12 protein-coding genes and 1 tRNA gene are annotated in these 16,145 nt (G+C 63.9%); 10 read left to right on the forward strand and 3 right to left on the reverse strand.

Annotation, left to right across the window (positions count from 1 at the left end; genetic code table 11):
• Window positions 1-75: 75 nt before the first annotated feature.
• From HV670_RS11245 to HV670_RS11275, 7 genes are all read left to right on the forward strand, one after another.
• Entirely contained in the window at window positions 76-1,287 is a 1,212-nt protein-coding gene (locus tag HV670_RS11245) for a BaiN/RdsA family NAD(P)/FAD-dependent oxidoreductase (protein WP_175104859.1), read from the forward strand.
• 83 nt (window positions 1,288-1,370) lie between these two features.
• Complete coding sequence (rpsU, locus tag HV670_RS11250; protein ID WP_175104860.1) at window positions 1,371-1,583, forward strand: 30S ribosomal protein S21; 213 nt, start codon at window positions 1,371-1,373, stop codon at window positions 1,581-1,583.
• Window positions 1,584-1,751: 168 nt separating this feature from the next.
• On the forward strand, window positions 1,752-2,204 hold the full coding sequence (locus HV670_RS11255; protein ID WP_175104861.1) for a GatB/YqeY domain-containing protein: 453 nt from the start codon (window positions 1,752-1,754) through the stop codon (window positions 2,202-2,204).
• Between the two features lie 60 nt (window positions 2,205-2,264).
• Window positions 2,265-4,124 carry a DNA primase gene (gene dnaG, locus HV670_RS11260; RefSeq protein ID WP_175104862.1) on the forward strand — a complete coding sequence of 620 codons (1,860 nt, stop codon included), beginning with the start codon at window positions 2,265-2,267 and terminating at the stop codon, window positions 4,122-4,124.
• Between the two features lie 130 nt (window positions 4,125-4,254).
• The gene (gene rpoD, locus HV670_RS11265) at window positions 4,255-6,732 is read left to right on the forward strand and encodes an RNA polymerase sigma factor RpoD (RefSeq protein WP_175104863.1); all 2,478 of its coding nucleotides are present in this window, start codon (window positions 4,255-4,257) and stop codon (window positions 6,730-6,732) included.
• A gap of 234 nt (window positions 6,733-6,966) precedes the next feature.
• Window positions 6,967-7,045 (forward strand) — tRNA-Ile (locus HV670_RS11270).
• Between the two features lie 266 nt (window positions 7,046-7,311).
• Window positions 7,312-8,313 carry a hypothetical protein gene (locus HV670_RS11275; protein WP_175104864.1) on the forward strand — a complete coding sequence of 334 codons (1,002 nt, stop codon included), beginning with the start codon at window positions 7,312-7,314 and terminating at the stop codon, window positions 8,311-8,313.
• Window positions 8,314-8,353: 40 nt separating this feature from the next.
• Here the strand turns inward: HV670_RS11275 and HV670_RS11280 are convergent, their stop codons facing one another.
• Entirely contained in the window at window positions 8,354-10,480 is a 2,127-nt protein-coding gene (locus HV670_RS11280) for an OPT family oligopeptide transporter (protein WP_175104865.1), read from the reverse strand.
• Between the two features lie 319 nt (window positions 10,481-10,799).
• Here HV670_RS11280 and purT point away from each other — a divergent pair, with 319 nt between their 5' ends.
• The 3 genes from purT (at window position 10,800) to HV670_RS11295 (ending at window position 14,211) form a co-directional block, all read left to right on the forward strand.
• The gene (purT, locus tag HV670_RS11285) at window positions 10,800-12,017 is read left to right on the forward strand and encodes a formate-dependent phosphoribosylglycinamide formyltransferase (RefSeq protein WP_175104866.1); all 1,218 of its coding nucleotides are present in this window, start codon (window positions 10,800-10,802) and stop codon (window positions 12,015-12,017) included.
• Between the two features lie 33 nt (window positions 12,018-12,050).
• Window positions 12,051-12,527: an MliC family protein gene (locus HV670_RS11290; protein WP_175104867.1), complete on the forward strand. Its 477-nt coding sequence runs from the start codon at window positions 12,051-12,053 to the stop codon at window positions 12,525-12,527.
• Window positions 12,528-12,735: 208 nt separating this feature from the next.
• Window positions 12,736-14,211 (forward strand): DEAD/DEAH box helicase, encoded by a 1,476-nt coding sequence (locus tag HV670_RS11295; protein ID WP_217478410.1) that lies wholly within the window; start codon window positions 12,736-12,738, stop codon window positions 14,209-14,211.
• On the opposite strand, the gene gluQRS is transcribed toward HV670_RS11295, so the two are convergent.
• Window positions 14,208-15,155: a tRNA glutamyl-Q(34) synthetase GluQRS gene (gluQRS, locus tag HV670_RS11300; protein ID WP_246257223.1), complete on the reverse strand. Its 948-nt coding sequence runs from the start codon at window positions 15,153-15,155 to the stop codon at window positions 14,208-14,210. The two genes, HV670_RS11295 and gluQRS, sit on opposite strands and share 4 nt — an antisense overlap.
• Window positions 15,130-16,023 carry a sulfurtransferase gene (locus HV670_RS11305; protein WP_175104869.1) on the reverse strand — a complete coding sequence of 298 codons (894 nt, stop codon included), beginning with the start codon at window positions 16,021-16,023 and terminating at the stop codon, window positions 15,130-15,132. The genes gluQRS and HV670_RS11305 overlap by 26 nt, the downstream gene beginning before the upstream one ends.
• Window positions 16,024-16,145 lie beyond the last annotated feature (122 nt).

The following is a 16,145-nucleotide window of genomic DNA, read 5'->3' on the forward strand; positions in this document are numbered from 1 at the left end:
TTCGACAATCTGAAAGTATAGCGCGCGGCCCCTGTTTACCCGGTCGGGCCGTATGTGCCACGTACAATGCCGCCCATGGAAAATTTTGATGTCGCAGTGATCGGCGCCGGTGCCGCCGGAATGATGTGTGCAGCCGTGGCGGGACAGCGCGGGCTGCGGGTCGTGCTGATCGACCATGCATCGAGCCTCGCGGAGAAGATCCGGATTTCGGGCGGCGGCCGGTGCAATTTCACCAACCGCGACGCGGGGCCCGCCAACTATCTGTCAGAGAATCCGCGCTTCTGCCGCTCGGCACTTGCGCGGTATTCGCCCCAGGACTTCATCTCGCTGGTCAAGCGCTATCGAATCGCTTTCCATGAGAAGCACAAGGGCCAACTCTTCTGCGACGACTCGAGCGAGCAGATCATCGACATGCTCGTGCGCGAATGCGGCGCGGGCAATGTGACGTGGCGCCGTCCTGTTGACGTACACGAAGTCCGCGCGGGCACAACGTTCGAGTTGTCGACGAGCGCCGGCGAGATGACCGCGGCCTCAGTCGTGGTCGCGACAGGCGGACTGTCGATCCCGAAGATCGGGGCGACCGATTTTGCCTACCGGCTTGCCCGGCAATTCGGCCTCGCGACCGTCGAGCCACGACCAGCACTGGTGCCGCTGACCTTCACGTCGACTGGCTGGGAGCCCTTTGCAGCGCTGTCAGGCCTCGCCCTCGAAGCCCGCGTGAGCACGAGCGCGGGCCGCACGCGCGGCGATTTCCTCGAGGATCTGCTACTCACCCACCGCGGTCTGTCTGGCCCGGCGATCCTGCAGATATCGAGCTACTGGCAACTGGCGACCCCACTCACCATCGATCTGTTGCCCCAATTCGATGCGACCGCGCGCCTGCTCGAGGCCAAGACCGGATCGAAGAAGCAGGTCGTGACCGAGCTGTCGGGATGGCTGCCCGCGCGCTTGGCTGAAGTCTGGGTCGCCGTCCATGGCCTCGCGCCCGATGCGCGCATGGCCGATGTGCCCGATCGTCAGCTGCGCGTGCTCGGCGATGCGCTGAACCGCTGGACGCTGACGCCGGCTGGCAGCGAGGGCTGGCGCAAGGCGGAGGTGACGGCTGGTGGTGTCTCGACGCAGGAGCTTTTTTCGACGAGCCTCGAAGTGCGCAAAGTGCCGGGGCTGCATTTCATCGGCGAGGCGGTCGATGTGACAGGCTGGCTCGGCGGTTACAACTTCCAGTGGGCATGGGCCTCGGCCGTGGCGGCGGGGCAGGCGATTGCGGATCGCCGCGAAGCTGCTTAGCTGTGGCTCGGGCAAGTCCGTGGTACACTCGTGGACCCTCGGAACTTTCCAGTCGCTGGGCTGGTAACCCCCGTTATCGAATCATGACCATCATTCATCTAAAAGAGAATGAGCCGTTCGAAGTCGCCATGCGCCGGTTCAAGCGCACGATCGAGAAAAACGGCCTGCTGACGGATCTTCGCACACGTGAGTTTTATGAGAAGCCGACTTCCGAGCGCAAGCGCAAGAAGGCCGCGGCCGTGAAGCGCCACTTCAAGGCGCTGCGCAGCCAGATGTTGCCGAAGAAGATGTATTGAACGACAGCGCCCGCCAGACGGGGCGCGCCAAGCAAAACCCGCTCGCGGATAGTCCGAAGCGGGTTTTTGTGTTGCTGGAATTGACAAACATTGCACTTGCCGGCCTTGCAGTATCCCGGCGACACGCTATTTTATTTCCTAGTATCTTGTGTTGAGGACTCGCCGTCGATGAGCAGCCTGAAGGAACGGATCACTGAAGACATGAAAGCCGCGATGCGCGCGCGCGACACCGACCGCCTGGGCACGATTCGGCTGTTGCTTGCGGCGATCAAGCAGCGCGAGGTCGATGAGCGCATCGAGCTTGACGACGCAGCCATCACCGGGGTGATCGACAAGCTCGTCAAGCAGCGCAAGGACTCGATCTCGCAGTTCTCGAGCGCTGGGCGCCAGGATCTGGTCGACAAGGAAGAGTCGGAGCTCGTGGTGCTGAAGGGCTATATGCCTCAGCAGCTCAGCGCGGCCGAGGTCGAGGCCGAAGTGGCCGCGGCGGTCGCCCAGGTCGGCGCGGCGGGGCCGCAGGACATGGGCAAGGTGATGGGCGTGCTCAAGGGCAAGCTCGCGGGGCGTGCCGACATGACGGCGGTGTCCGCTCAGGTGAAAGCGGCACTGGCGGGCAAGTAGCGGGGACCCGGCGGGAAGCCGATCGGATAGGCGAGAAGACTTGCGGTAATAAAGGCGGCTTTGATTCCCCACTCTTTCCTGCAGGACCTGTTGAACCGCGTCGATGTCGTCGAGGTGGTGGGTCGCTACGTGCAGTTGAAAAAGGGTGGCGCGAACTTTATGGGGCTTTGCCCGTTCCATAACGAGAAAAGCCCGTCTTTTTCGGTGAGTCCAACCAAGCAGTTTTATCACTGCTTCGGTTGCGGTGCACACGGGACAGCCATCAACTTCCTGATGGAGCACACGGGCCTGACGTTCCCCGAAGCCGTCAATGAGCTCGCCCAAGGGGCGGGCCTTACCGTACCGCAGGAGCCGCGTGCCGGGGGTGAGGCGCGCGAGGGCGGCAACTGGAAGCCGACCACGGGTCTGGTCGATTTGATGAAGACGGCTTGCGACTTCTACAGGCAGGCATTGCGCGGTGCGCCACAGGCGATTGACTACCTCAAGAAGCGCGGCCTCACGGGGCCGATCGCCGCGCGCTTCGGGCTTGGGTATGCGGCCGGCGGCTGGCAGAACCTCGAGGCGGCGTTCGACGACTACCGGTCCGACGCACTCGTCGAGGCGGGACTGGTGCTGGTCAGTGAGAAGACGGACGAGGCGGGCGTCGCGCGCCGCTACGACCGTTTCCGGGATCGGGTGATGTTTCCGATTCGCAACGTGCGCGGCCAGGTGATCGGTTTCGGCGGTCGGGTGCTCGACGGCGGCGAGCCCAAGTATTTGAATTCGCCTGAAACGCCCCTATTTAGTAAGGGCAGCGAGCTTTACGGCCTGTTCGAAGCGCGCCTCGCGATTCGCGAGAAGGGTTATGTGCTGGTCGTCGAAGGGTATATGGACGTGGTGGCGCTTGCGCAGCTCGGGTTTCCGAACGCGGTGGCCACGTTGGGCACCGCGTGTACGCCCGTCCATGTGCAGAAACTGATGCGCCAGACCGATATGGTGGTGTTCAGCTTCGACGGCGACAAGGCGGGCCGGCGCGCGGCCCGGCGGGCGCTCGACGCCTGCCTGCCGCATGCAGCCGACAATCGCACGATCAAGTTTCTGTTTTTGCCGGCCGAGCATGATCCGGACAGCTTTGTGCGTGAATTTGGCACCGACGCGTTCGCGGACGAAGTCGAGCAGGCCCTGCCGCTGTCGCAGTTTCTGCTGAACGAAATCGTCGCCGACAAGCCGCTCGACCAGCCCGAAGGCCGCGCCAAGGCCCTGTTCGAGGCCAAGCCGCTGCTCGCCGCGCTGCCTCCGAACGCATTTCGGACACAGGTGGTCCATATGCTGGCGGATCGGCTGGGCCTGCCCTTCGGCGAGGTGGCGGCGCTGTGCGGGATCGATGGCGCGATCCAGCGCGCGGTGCACGACGCGCCGGCGCGGGCCGCACGGCGCCGGGTGACGGGCAACGAAGAACGCGCCTTGCGCAACCTGATCATGTACCCGCGCAGCGCGGCGGCGATCGGGGAAGAGGAGCAGGTGGCGCTCGGGTACGCCGGGCGGCGCGAATTGTTCGAGGAGGTTTTGCTGCACGTCCGGGCGCTCGGCGAGAGCGCGGATTTCAGATTGCTTTCGGAGGTGCTTCGAAATACGGCAAATGCGCCAGTATATGAAGAGATTTTTCGTGAAATTCTGACCTATGATGAAAACGTGCGAGATTTGTTGCTCGCACCCGAGACCGAAGGGTCGGTCGAACGTTATCAGAATCAGGAGCGCATGGCCGGCGAAGAGCTGCGCGCTGCGCTTGCGAAGCTTCATTACGAGGCGTTGCGCGAACGTTGCGAGCGCCTGTCGCGACAGTCGAAGCTGACAACCGAAGAGACAACCGAATACGCCGATCTGCTGAGGCAAACCGCTGACCTCAGAAGAAGGCTTGCGCCACTGGCGTCTCGCGAGTGACTGCTATAATTGAGGGTTTTCAGCGGGCTCTTTTCTGGCGGATGTACCTTGGACGGTCGGCGCGAGGGTTGCGGCAACTGGACGATAGCGGGCGCATCTGACGAAGTTCTGTTGATGGGGCGAAATCGCAATGGTGAAGACGACGAGCGGCAAGACGAAGGTGAAGGCCCAGGACGAGCGTGTGAAGCCGCACGACCCGGCTGTGGACCTGCCATCGGCTTCGACGGATACGCGCGAGCGCTCAACGGGGTCCAGCAAGCGGTCCGTTTCTGCCACCAGAACAACTTCCAGCAAGGCCGCGGCGCCAGTCGCGGAGAACAGCACCAAGGGCACGACCAAGAGCACCGCCGGAAGTGCCGCGAAAAGTAGCAAGGAGGCCGCGAAAGCGGCCGGCGCCGCCTCGAGGGCGGTCGTCAGGGCGCCCGCGGCAGAGGAGCCGGCGTCGAGCGCAACCGCGAAGTCATCCGCCAAGGGTGCTGCCTCTACGGCGCGCGTGAGCAAGGTTTCAACGGGCGACACGGATGTTGAAGAACAGCCGGCCGCCGAGATACAAGCCGCTACGGCCAGTCCAATGAAGAAATCGTCGAACGAAGCAACTGTCGAGAACGCCGCGGCACCTGCCGAGGACCAGCAACCCGCGCCGAAGGTCGAGAAGCTCAAGGCACGTGATCGTCGCGCGAAGGAAAAGGCTCTGCTCAAGGACGCCTTCGCCTCGCATCAGCCGGGTACCGCGGAAGAGCTCGAAGAGCGTCGCGCGAAGCTGCGCGCGCTGATCAAGCTCGGCAAGGACCGGGGCTTCCTGACGTACGCGGAAATCAACGATCACCTCCCGGACGACCTCAACGAGGCCGAGGCGATCGAAAGCATCATCAGCACGTTCAACGATATGGGCGTGGCCGTCTACGAACAGGCCCCCGATGCGGAAACGCTGCTGCTCAACGACAACGCCCCGGCCGCGTCGAGCGACGATGAAGTCGAGGAAGAGGCCGAAGTCGCGCTGTCGACGGTCGATTCCGAGTTTGGCCGGACCACCGATCCCGTGCGGATGTACATGCGCGAGATGGGCACGGTCGAGCTGCTGACCCGCGAAGGCGAAATCGAGATCGCCAAGCGTATCGAAGACGGTCTCAAGCACATGGTCATGGCCATTTCGGCTTGCCCGACGACGATCGCCGAGATTCTTGCGATGGCCGAGCGCGTGGCGAACGAAGAGATGCGTATCGACGAACTCGTCGACGGCCTGATGGACGAGAATGCCGAGGATTCTGACGGCTTCAATGCCGCCGCAGCCGAGGCGATCGAATCCGAGGACGAGGAAGGCGAGGAAGAAGCCGAAGAGGAAGAAGAGGAAGACGACGGTGCGGTGGCCGAGCGCGCGAATGCTGCGCAGCTCGAGAAGCTGCGCGTCGACTCGCTTGCGAAGTTCGCGTCGATCGGCGAATGGTTCGACAAGATGCGCCGTGCGTACGAGAAGGAAGGCTATAAGTCGAAGGCCTACCTGAAGGCGCAGGAAACCATCCAGAACGAGCTGATGATGATTCGCTTCACGGCGCGCAACGTCGAGCGTCTGTGCGACACCTTGCGTGCGCAGGTCGAGGAAGTGCGTGCCGTCGAACGGCAGATCCTGCACACGGTGGTGGACAAGTGCGGGATGTCACGTGCCGAGTTCATTTCGCGTTTCCCGAGCAACGAAACGAATCTGGAATGGGCACCGGGGATCGTCAAGGAAGGTCATGGCTATAGCGCCGTGCTCGACCGGAACATCCCGGCGATCCGCGAACAGCAGCAGCGTCTGATCGACCTGCAGGCGCGCGTCGTGTTGCCGCTGCAGGACCTGAAGGAAACCAACCGCCAGATGGCGGCCGGTGAACTGAAGGCACGTCAGGCCAAGCGTGAAATGACCGAGGCGAATCTGCGCCTGGTGATCTCGATCGCGAAGAAGTACACGAATCGTGGGTTGCAGTTCCTCGACCTGATTCAGGAAGGCAATATCGGCCTGATGAAGGCGGTGGACAAGTTCGAATATCGACGCGGCTACAAGTTCTCGACGTATGCGACGTGGTGGATCCGGCAGGCGATTACGCGTTCGATCGCGGACCAGGCCCGCACGATCCGGATTCCGGTGCACATGATCGAAACGATCAACAAGATGAACCGGATCTCGCGCCAGATTCTGCAGGAAACCGGCCTTGAGCCGGATCCGGCGACGCTGGCCGAGAAGATGGACATGCCGGAAGACAAGATCCGCAAGATCATGAAGATCGCGAAGGAGCCGATCTCGATGGAAACGCCGATCGGCGACGACGACGATTCGCATCTGGGCGACTTCATCGAGGACACCAACACCGTGGCGCCGGCCGATGCCGCCTTGCATGCAAGCATGCGCGACGTTGTGAAGGACGTGCTCGATTCGCTGACCCCGCGCGAAGCGAAGGTCTTGCGGATGCGGTTCGGGGTCGAGATGAGCACCGATCACACGCTTGAGGAAGTCGGCAAGCAGTTCGACGTCACGCGTGAGCGGATTCGCCAGATCGAAGCCAAGGCGCTGCGCAAACTGCGTCACCCGAGCCGTTCGGACAAGCTCAAGTCGTTCCTCGAAGGCAATTGATTCGAGGCAGGTTGATCCGAGGCCTGCCGTTGGCTGAGGCAGGCATGAGACAAGTGCGAATCAGGCGAGTGAGGCAGCGTGTGAAGCGGGCTGGGTAGAGGCTGAAGCGGACCTGACTGAACATGCCTCAGCGTTGACTGATGTGGACAAGCGCTCCTGCGGGGGCGCTTGTCATATCTTGGCCGGCTCGCTATGCTGCTGGTCCTGTCGCACTGTGCGACCGATCCCGTTTCCGGGCCTCTAGCTCATGCTTGGTTAGAGCAGCGGACTCATAATCCGTTGGTGCCGTGTTCGACTCACGGGAGGCCCACCAGACAGAAGGGGTTCCGATTTTCTCGGAACCCTTTTTTTGATACTTCCTCGTCAAAACCCGAAACAGGCCCCTGATTGGGGTCTTTTTCATACGTTTGGCCGTCGCCGGACCTGCGACACTCATGCCGTCGACATGTAGGGGACGATGCCTCGGTTGCGCCCTCGCGAGGAAATGGTTGCCGTGGGTCATACGGCGGGCACCCGCGCCGCGCGGGTGGGTTTCCTCATGCCGTCAAACCGTTTGAGAACTTTGCATGGGAACAGTCGATGCCGATGGTCATAACTCCTGGCGTAGGGGGTGGACAGCTTGATGCGTTCCCCGGCGGCATCGGTGAAACGCAGTCGCCCCAGACACGGCAGGTACCCGGTTCGGTCCCGCCGGTCTCTCCCGAGAAAAAGGACCCCGGCCTCGTCGGAGGCCAACTCCAGGACGCGACGCGCGAAAGGCGCTCGCCATTCCTGCGCCGTCCCGCACCCGCGCTTAAGCCAGGCGACCCGCTGCCGTTCAATCCCCGTCAATATGCGTCGGTACGCGCCGCATTTCGCGGCCAGAACCGCTTTCGCCAGTATGTGCAGACCGCCGCGACACTCACCGATGTGTTGTCTCAAAGCCTCGCGCAATTTCGGATCAATGTGCCGGCCCGGCGTCTCAAGGTCCAGACGAAGCGGATGCTGATTCTCTACGGCAACCTGATCACCCCGGGCACGCTCACGGTAACCGGCGACGATCTCAATGAACTGCAGATGGAGCAGTTGAGCCAGTTCATGACGCAGCAGCCGGAGTTGATGACCGCTGTCGGCGAAATGAATATCGCCGCGGTCGAGGTGCTGGGCTTCCCCAACCACGAGCCGCCGCAGCCGTTGCCGATCGAGCTCAACCAGCCGTACTTCATCGACGAACATCTGGGTCGCGTGCGGTATTCAGAGGTCACGGATTCGCTCGTCGATACCTCGGATCTCGAAAGCTGGATCGATGGCGCGATCGACTTCAACCGGTTTGCGATCAACGTGAATCGCTATCTGCAAACGGGCGAGCTGCCGGTGATGCCCAACCGGTCCCGGCGCGGCATCTACGAGCGTACGGGCGGCTACCTCGACAACGGTTACGGTGCGAAGGTACTGGGACCGGTCGACCAGTCCACGCTTCGGCATAACGCGCCGCTGCGCGCGAACTGGGGCTCGGTTTGGTCGTCGTTTGCCGCGATCACGCTGCTCGACGTCGATATCGCTCCGCGCGGCGAAATACCTTCGGTCAACGACTTCGTCTAACGGCCGCGGGCCTCGCGCGCCGAGATTGCGAGGACTTCGCCTAACGAGCAGCGGCCAGCACGCGCCGTGCGAAGACGAGACAAACGAGCGCGAACACGGCCAGCGCGAGCCACTCCGATGCCGGCGCAAAGCCGTTGCCGACCACCGCGAGCGGCGCATCCTTGCCGGTGAAACCGACCACGCCCGCGATCACTACGCCGATCAGGCTCTCGCCGACGATCAGGCCGGATGCCAGCAGCACGCCGCGCCGGTTCGCATGATCGGCGAATTCCTGATAGTCGATCTTCCGAGCCTTCGCGCGCCGCTTCAGCGCGCGCTCGATCCACCAGCCGAGCACAGCACCGATGACGAGTGTCGTGCCGATGGTCGGCGGCAGGTAAATGCCGATACCGACGGCGATGACCGGCAGCCGCGCGGTACCCCCGCGACGCGCGAGTGCCATGTCGATCAGGATCAGGACGACGCCGAGCGCGACGCCGATGCCGAGCATCGACCAGTCGAGCTGATGGGTGAAGATGCCTGTCGCGATCGCGGTCATCAGCGTGGCCTGCGGGGCGGAGAGCGCCTGGGACGGATCCATGCCCGCGTGAGGCAGCGCACCCGCAAAGCCATAGGCGTGGTATAGCAGGTTCAGCACAGGCGGAATCACGGCGGCACCGACCACGCAGCCGATCAGCAGCGCCACTTGCTGACGCCACGGCGTCGCGCCGACGAGCCAGCCAGTCTTGAGATCCTGAAGGTTGTCGTTCGAGATCGTCGCGACGGCGATCACGGCCGAGGTGGTGAACAAGGCGAGCGCAATCGCAAGCTGGCGGCCTTCGTCGCTCGCGAGCAGGCCGCTTGCCTGGCTCACGCCGAGGATCAGCAGGGACACGAGGATTACCGCGACAATCCCGATCCCCGAGATTGGACTCGTGGACGAGCCGACGAGCCCCGCCATATACCCGCAGGCCGCCGCGACGAGAAAGCCGAACACGACTGCGAATACGACACCGCAAAGCACCAGCGAGCCAACTACGCGGAAGGTGAGCGGCGCATCCGACAGGAAGGCGCCGAAGGTCACGAGCCAGATCGCGACGAGCACGAACGTCACGAGGATGATCCAATGCGGCGCGAGATCCTCGTCGGTGCGGTCGGCCGCGAGAGCGTTTTCGCGTCGCCGGCGCGCGTGGCCGAATGCGGCGAAGGAGGCCTTGACGCCGTCGATCATCGGCTTGGCAAGCGAGATCAAGGTCCAGACCGCGGCGACGCCAATGGTGCCCGCGCCGATAAACCGGACTTTGTGCGCCCACAGGCCGGTCGCGAATGACGAAATGGACGGGTCCGCAGGATGAATCGTCGTTGCGGTCAGAATCGGCACCGCGACGCCCCACGTCAACACGATGCCCAGCAGGATCGCGAGACCCGCAACGATGCCGATCAGGTAACCGGCACCGATCAAGGCGAGCGAGAAGCCGGTCGTCAGGCGAAAGACCGCGGTGCCTGCGGGCACCCATGCGGTGATGCTCTCGCCAAAGATCTTGAGGCCCGTGGTCGCAAAAGTGAACAGCGCGGCGACGATCCCGCCGAACGCGATATCGCGAGCGCCGATCTCACTCTGCGCCGAGGTGCCTGCATTGGCATCGGCACCATTGGCACCTGCACCTGCACTGACACTCCCACTGGCATCGGCCGCAGTTCGCTCACCCTCGATCCCATCCAACGGCGCACTGCCGATGCGCAGGATTTCAGCCGCCGCGACACCCTCCGGATAGGGCAGGTCGCTGTTGACGACCATCGCGCGCCGCAGCGGGATGGTGAACATCACGCCGAGCATGCCGCCCGCGCCGCAGATGCCGAGCGTCTGCCAGAACGGAAAGCCGTGCCAGTGGCCGATCATCAGCAAGCCGGGCAGCACGAAGATGATCGACGAGAGCGTGCCGGCCGCGGACGCCTGCGTCTGCACCATATTGTTTTCGAGGATATTGCCGCCACGCAGGGCGCGCAGCACCGCCATCGAGATCACGGCCGCGGGGATCGACGACGAGAACGTCAAGCCGACCTTGAGGCCGAGATAGACGTTCGATGCCGTGAACACCACCGTGAGCAGCGCGCCCAGGATCATGCCGCGCAGCGTGAGTTCCGGCAGCGTGGTCGTGCCGGCTATGTGGGGAGGAGCAGGAGACATGAGACTCTCTTTTTGTGCGAGCCCGAGAACACTATCAGATAGCCACCCCGGACCGCATCGGGCAACCGGTGAATCGTGTTCGGACCAAGCCCCGGGGCGAGAGAGGCGCGCTCAAAAACACCCGGTGAGAATCAACATGCAGCGGCACGCGTAAAGTATTCGCATTGGAGATCCCCGCACAGGATTCCAACTGCCGCAGACGTCACGCCATGTGATGTGGAAGCAGGCCCGCTTCGAAGGAGGGCAGTCAGCGCCCCGCGGGCGGCACCCATGGCCGCCACCGTGATAGGATCGGCGCACTTTTTGGACGGAGAACGCGATGACGATCGGCAACGTAATCGGAACGCCACTGTCTGGCACGGCAACACGCGTCATGCTGCTGGGTGCCGGCGAGCTTGGCAAGGAAGTGATCATTGCGCTGCAGCGCCTGGGCGTGGAAACCATCGCGGTCGACCGCTATGCGGACGCACCGGGTCATCAGGTCGCACACCGCGGATTCGTGATCGACATGACCGATCCGAAGGCCCTGCGCGAACTCATCGAGCGCGAGCGCCCGCATCTCGTGGTGCCGGAGATCGAGGCGATCGCGACCGATGCGCTTGCACAGATCGAACGCGACCGCATCGCCGAAGTGATTCCGACTGCACGTGCCACCCAGCTGACGATGAATCGAGAAGGCATTCGCCGGCTCGCAGCCGAAGAACTCGATCTGCCGACCTCGCCCTATGCGTTCGCCGATTCGCTCGAAGCGCTGCGCACGGCGATTGCGGGCAGCATTGGTTTTCCGTGCGTCGTCAAGCCGGTGATGTCGTCGTCGGGCAAGGGGCAGTCGGTGCTCAAGAGCGACGCCGATGTCGAGACCGCATGGAATCACGCGATGGCGGGGGGCCGCGTGAAGGGCGGCCGCGTGATCGTCGAAGGCTTTATTCGCTTCGACTATGAAATCACCTTGCTGACCGTGCGCGCGCGCGGTGCCGACGGCGCGATCGAAACTTCGTTCTGCGAGCCGATCGGCCATTTGCAGCAGGCCGGCGACTATGTCGAATCGTGGCAGCCGCAGCCGATGAGCGCGCTCGCGCTCGAGCGTGCCCGTGATGTTGCCGCGAAGGTGACCGCCGCGCTCGGCGGCCGCGGGTTGTTCGGGGTCGAACTGTTTGTGCGCGGCGACGAAGTGTGGTTCTCCGAAGTGAGCCCGCGTCCGCACGATACGGGGCTCGTGACGTTGATCACGCAGCGCCAGTCGGAATTCGAACTGCATGCGCGCGCGATTCTCGGCTTGCCCGTCGATACCGGCATGCGCGAGCCAGGCGCCTCGGCCGTGATCTATGGCGGGCTCGAACAGCGCGGGATCGGCTTCGAGGGCGTGGCCGAGGCGCTCGCCGTGCCGCGCACCGACCTGCGCCTGTTCGGCAAGCCGGAGAGTTTTGCGAAGCGCCGCATGGGCGTCGCGGTTTCGGCGGCGGCGACAGTCGAAGAAGCACGTGAACGTGCGCGCACGGCCGCCTCGCGGGTGCGGCCGGTGCGGGCGAAGGCCTGAAGAGGGTTGACCAAGACCGATGGAGGTCCGCTCATGCTGAATCTCTTGCCGCGCATCTCACGAATCGTCTGTAACGCGCGCGCGTTGATGCTGTCGGGCGTCATGCTCGCCGTCTCTCCGGTGCTTGCCGCCGGATCCACGGCCGCTTCCGAGGGCGCGCCCGTTTCAGCGTCGGCGGCCTCCGTCGTCCCGGCACCCGCCACCCGCACGTTCGCGCTCTCGTTCGGCAATATCAAGGTGGTGTCGCGCAGCATCGTCTCGTACCGGTGCGAGAATGGCCGCGAAATAGGCGTCGCCTACATGAACACGGACAATCAGCAGAGCTTCGCCGTGATCCGGATCGAAGGCCGGCATCTGGTTTTCGTGGACACCGCGGCGGGTTCCGGTGTTCGTTATGTCGCGGGCCGCTACGTCTGGTGGAGCAAGGGCGACGAAGGCAATCTGTACGACGTGATGGCAGGCGAGAACGCCGCACCGATTGCAAAAGCTTGCAAGGCCATCGAACAGTAACCCCTTCGATGTTCGCCCCCTCTTGACTTGGTGCGGCGAATTTGATTCACGCCACGGGACAATCTCTCAGCGGTGTTAGAATCCTGGGTTGCCAACACGTGCGCAGCGCGGTAAGCGCCGCCGGTGCGAAAGGCCTCCCTAGATAACTATGCCCGATACTTCTGCTCCCCCAGCCGGCACGCCTGACGTGTTCGGCCAACTTGCTGCAATGCCTCCGTCCGCGGCGCCAGCCGTGACGTTCGATTCTTTTGGCCTCGCGCCGGAGATTCTGAAGGCAGTGCTCGAGCAAGGCTACACGATTCCGACGCCGATCCAGGCGCAGGCGATTCCGGTCGTCCTGTCCGGTCGCGACGTGATGGGCGCGGCGCAGACGGGCACGGGCAAGACAGCGAGCTTTTCGCTGCCGATTCTCCAGCGCCTGTTGCCGCTCGCGAGCAACAGCGCATCGCCGGCGCGCCATCCGATCCGCGCGCTGATCCTGACGCCGACGCGTGAGCTCGCCGACCAGGTCGCCGCGAACGTCTTCGCCTACGGCAAGTACACATCGCTGCGCAGCGCCGTGGTGTTCGGCGGTGTCGATATGAATCCGCAGTCCGAGGCTCTGCGCCGCGGTGTCGAGATTCTGATCGCGACGCCTGGCCGGCTGCTCGACCACGTCCAGCAGAAGACCGCGAATCTGGGCCAGGTTCAGATGCTCGTGCTCGACGAGGCGGACCGGATGCTCGACATGGGTTTCCTGCCTGATCTCCAGCGCATCCTGAACCTGCTGCCGGCCTCACGGCAGACGCTGTTGTTCTCGGCCACGTTCTCCAACGAAATCAAGAAGCTCGCGGGCAGTTACCTGCGCGATCCGCAGACCATCGAGACGGCGGTGCGCAACTCCACCGCGACCAATGTCACGCAGATCGTCTTCGAAGTCGGTGAGGGGGACAAGACGGGCGCGGTCGTCCAGTTGATCCGCGAGCGCGGGCTCAAGCAGGTCCTCGTGTTCTGCAACAGCAAGATCGGCGCAAGCCGTCTGGCCAAGCAGATCGAGAAGGCAGGCATCGTGGCCGCCGCGATTCACGGCGACCGCACGCAGTCCGAGCGCATGCAGGCGCTCGAAGCGTTCAAGAACAACCAGATCGAAGCGCTCGTTGCGACGGACGTGGCCGCACGCGGGCTCGATATCGCCGAGTTGCCCGCGGTCATCAACTTCGACCTGCCGTTCAGCGCCGAGGACTATGTGCACCGGATCGGCCGCACCGGCCGGGCAGGTGCTTCGGGCGACGCGCTGTCGCTGTGCAGCCCGAGCGAACGCAAGCAACTGGCCGATATCGAAAAGCTGATCAAGCGCCCGCTCGACCGCGGCACGCTCGTCGTCACGGTGACGCCGGCGCGTGAGCACGACGGCATCCGGCCGCCGCGTCGTGACGGCGAACGTCCTTCGCGTCACCGTGAGGAAGGCGAGGGTGGTGGCGTGCGCCGCGAACGCGTGCGCTTCGAGGAGGACAGCGGTCGCCGCCGCGATCGGCCGCGTTTCCAGCCCGCGCCGCTTGTTCATGACGACATCTTCACCAAGCCCTACGAACCGTCACCCAGTTCGCTGGCGGCTGAAGAAACGAATCGCGCTTCCGAACGCAAGGCGCCGAAGCGCCAAGTCGCCGCATTGCTCGGCGGCCTGCGTCGCAAGACCGAAGACTAAGGCCCGGGCGGTCGGCCTTCTGAAGGCTGTTCGAACTTCGCCGCCCATTCTTCGATCGCTATCCCATAGAACGCATCGAGCGTCGTCGCTTCGCTTGCCTTGAGCAAGCCCAGATGGCGGCTTGCTGCTGCGAGCGCCTCGAGCGGATGCGCGTCGTCGATTGCCTGTGCCTCCGTTTGCTTGCTGAGCTTTTCTCCATAAGCGTCGTTGACCACCGGCACGTGCAAATAACGCGGCGTCGGTAGCGACAGGCAGCGCTGAAGGTAGATCTGCCGCGCAGTCGAATCGAGCAGGTCGGCACCGCGCACGATATCCGTGATGCCCGCGTCGGCGTCGTCGACGACCACGGCCAGCTGATAGGCCCATTGCCCATCCGCGCGCTTGAGCACGAAGTCGCCGACCTCGCTCGCGAGGTCCTGCTGCTGGGGTCCCAGCCAACGATCTTCAAAACGGATGACGGCGTCCTCGCCGTCCGGCACGCGCAGACGCCAGGCGCGCGGCGGCTTGCCGTGCAAGCCGTCGCGGCAGGTACCCGGATAGGCGAGGGTCTGATGGCGTTCGCGCAGATTCGTCAGGGAATCCGCGATCTCCTTGCGCGTGCAGCCGCACGGATAGACCCGGCCCGCTTCGATCAAGCGTTCGAGCGCGTGCTCATAGTGTGCGAGACGCTGCATTTGCCAGATCGGCGGGGTATCGCTGCGCATGCCAAAACGATCGAGCGATTGGAGAATCTGTTCGGCCGCCCCGGCCATGGTACGTGGCCCGTCGATATCCTCAATCCTCACGAGCCAACGACCGTGATGCGCGCGCGCATCGAGAAAACTTGCGAGCGCACTCACCAGCGACCCCGCATGCAGCGGGCCGCTCGGCGACGGCGCGAACCGGCCGCAATAGGGGGGCTCTGTGCTCGCGCCGCGCTCAGGCATGCCGTGCGTCACCGGCATCGGATGCCGCGGCCAGGGCCTTGCGATTGAGCGCGTAACAGGCGGGGCAGTATTCGCCGGACTGGTAGTTGGGCGATCGCTGATCCGTCGCATCGACGGTCGCCCGGCACGAGAAACACTGGACCGTCGCCGCGGGTTCGAGCCTCGGGTTGAGCGCGGTGCGATGGTCGAACACGAAGCAGTCGCCGTCGTAGTGTTCGCCGCCGACTTCCTCGAAGTATTTGAGGATGCCGCCCTCGAGCTGGTAGACATGGTCGATGCCGACGTTTTTCATATGGATCGCGGCCTTTTCGCAGCGAATCCCGCCCGTGCAGAACGAGACCACGGTCTTGCCCTCGAAATCTTCGCGATGCTCGGCGACCACTTGCGGAAATTCGCTGAACTTGTCGATCCGATAGTCGATCGCGTTCGAGAAGGTGCCCACATCGACCTCGAAAGCATTGCGCGTATCGAGCATCACCACCGGCCGGCCGCCATCGTCGCGGCCGGCATCGAGCCAGCGCTTGAGCGTACGGGCATCGACCTCGGTGGCGCGACCCGCTTCCGGGCGGATCGCGGGCGAATGCATCGTGATGATTTCGCGCTTGAGCTTCACGAGCATCCGGCGGAACGGCTGCTGGTCCGAGAGGCTTTCCTTGACCTCGAGGTCGGTGAACTTGCCGGCAAACAGCGCATCGTGCCGCAGGTAGTCGAGAAAGGAGTCGGTCGCCTCGCGCGGCCCCGCGAGAAAGAGGTTGATGCCTTCGGGTGCGAGCAGGATCGTCCCGCGCAGGCCGAGCGCTTCGCAGCGCGCGCGCAGCGGCTCGCGCCAGTCGGCGGTGGACTCGATCGAGACAAACTTGTAGGCGGCCAGATTGACGATGCTCATGTGGCAAAAAACGAAGGCGAAGATGGACCCGTATTATCGCCGATCGCACGCGGCGACGGGCGTGCAGGGCCCCGGCGCGACGCCATGGGACGGTAATCGCACGTAATCGGCCGTTTGAGTCC

The sequence above is a fragment of the Pararobbsia alpina genome (assembly GCF_902859895.1).
GTDB classification, from domain to species: Bacteria; Pseudomonadota; Gammaproteobacteria; order Burkholderiales; family Burkholderiaceae; genus Pararobbsia; species Pararobbsia alpina.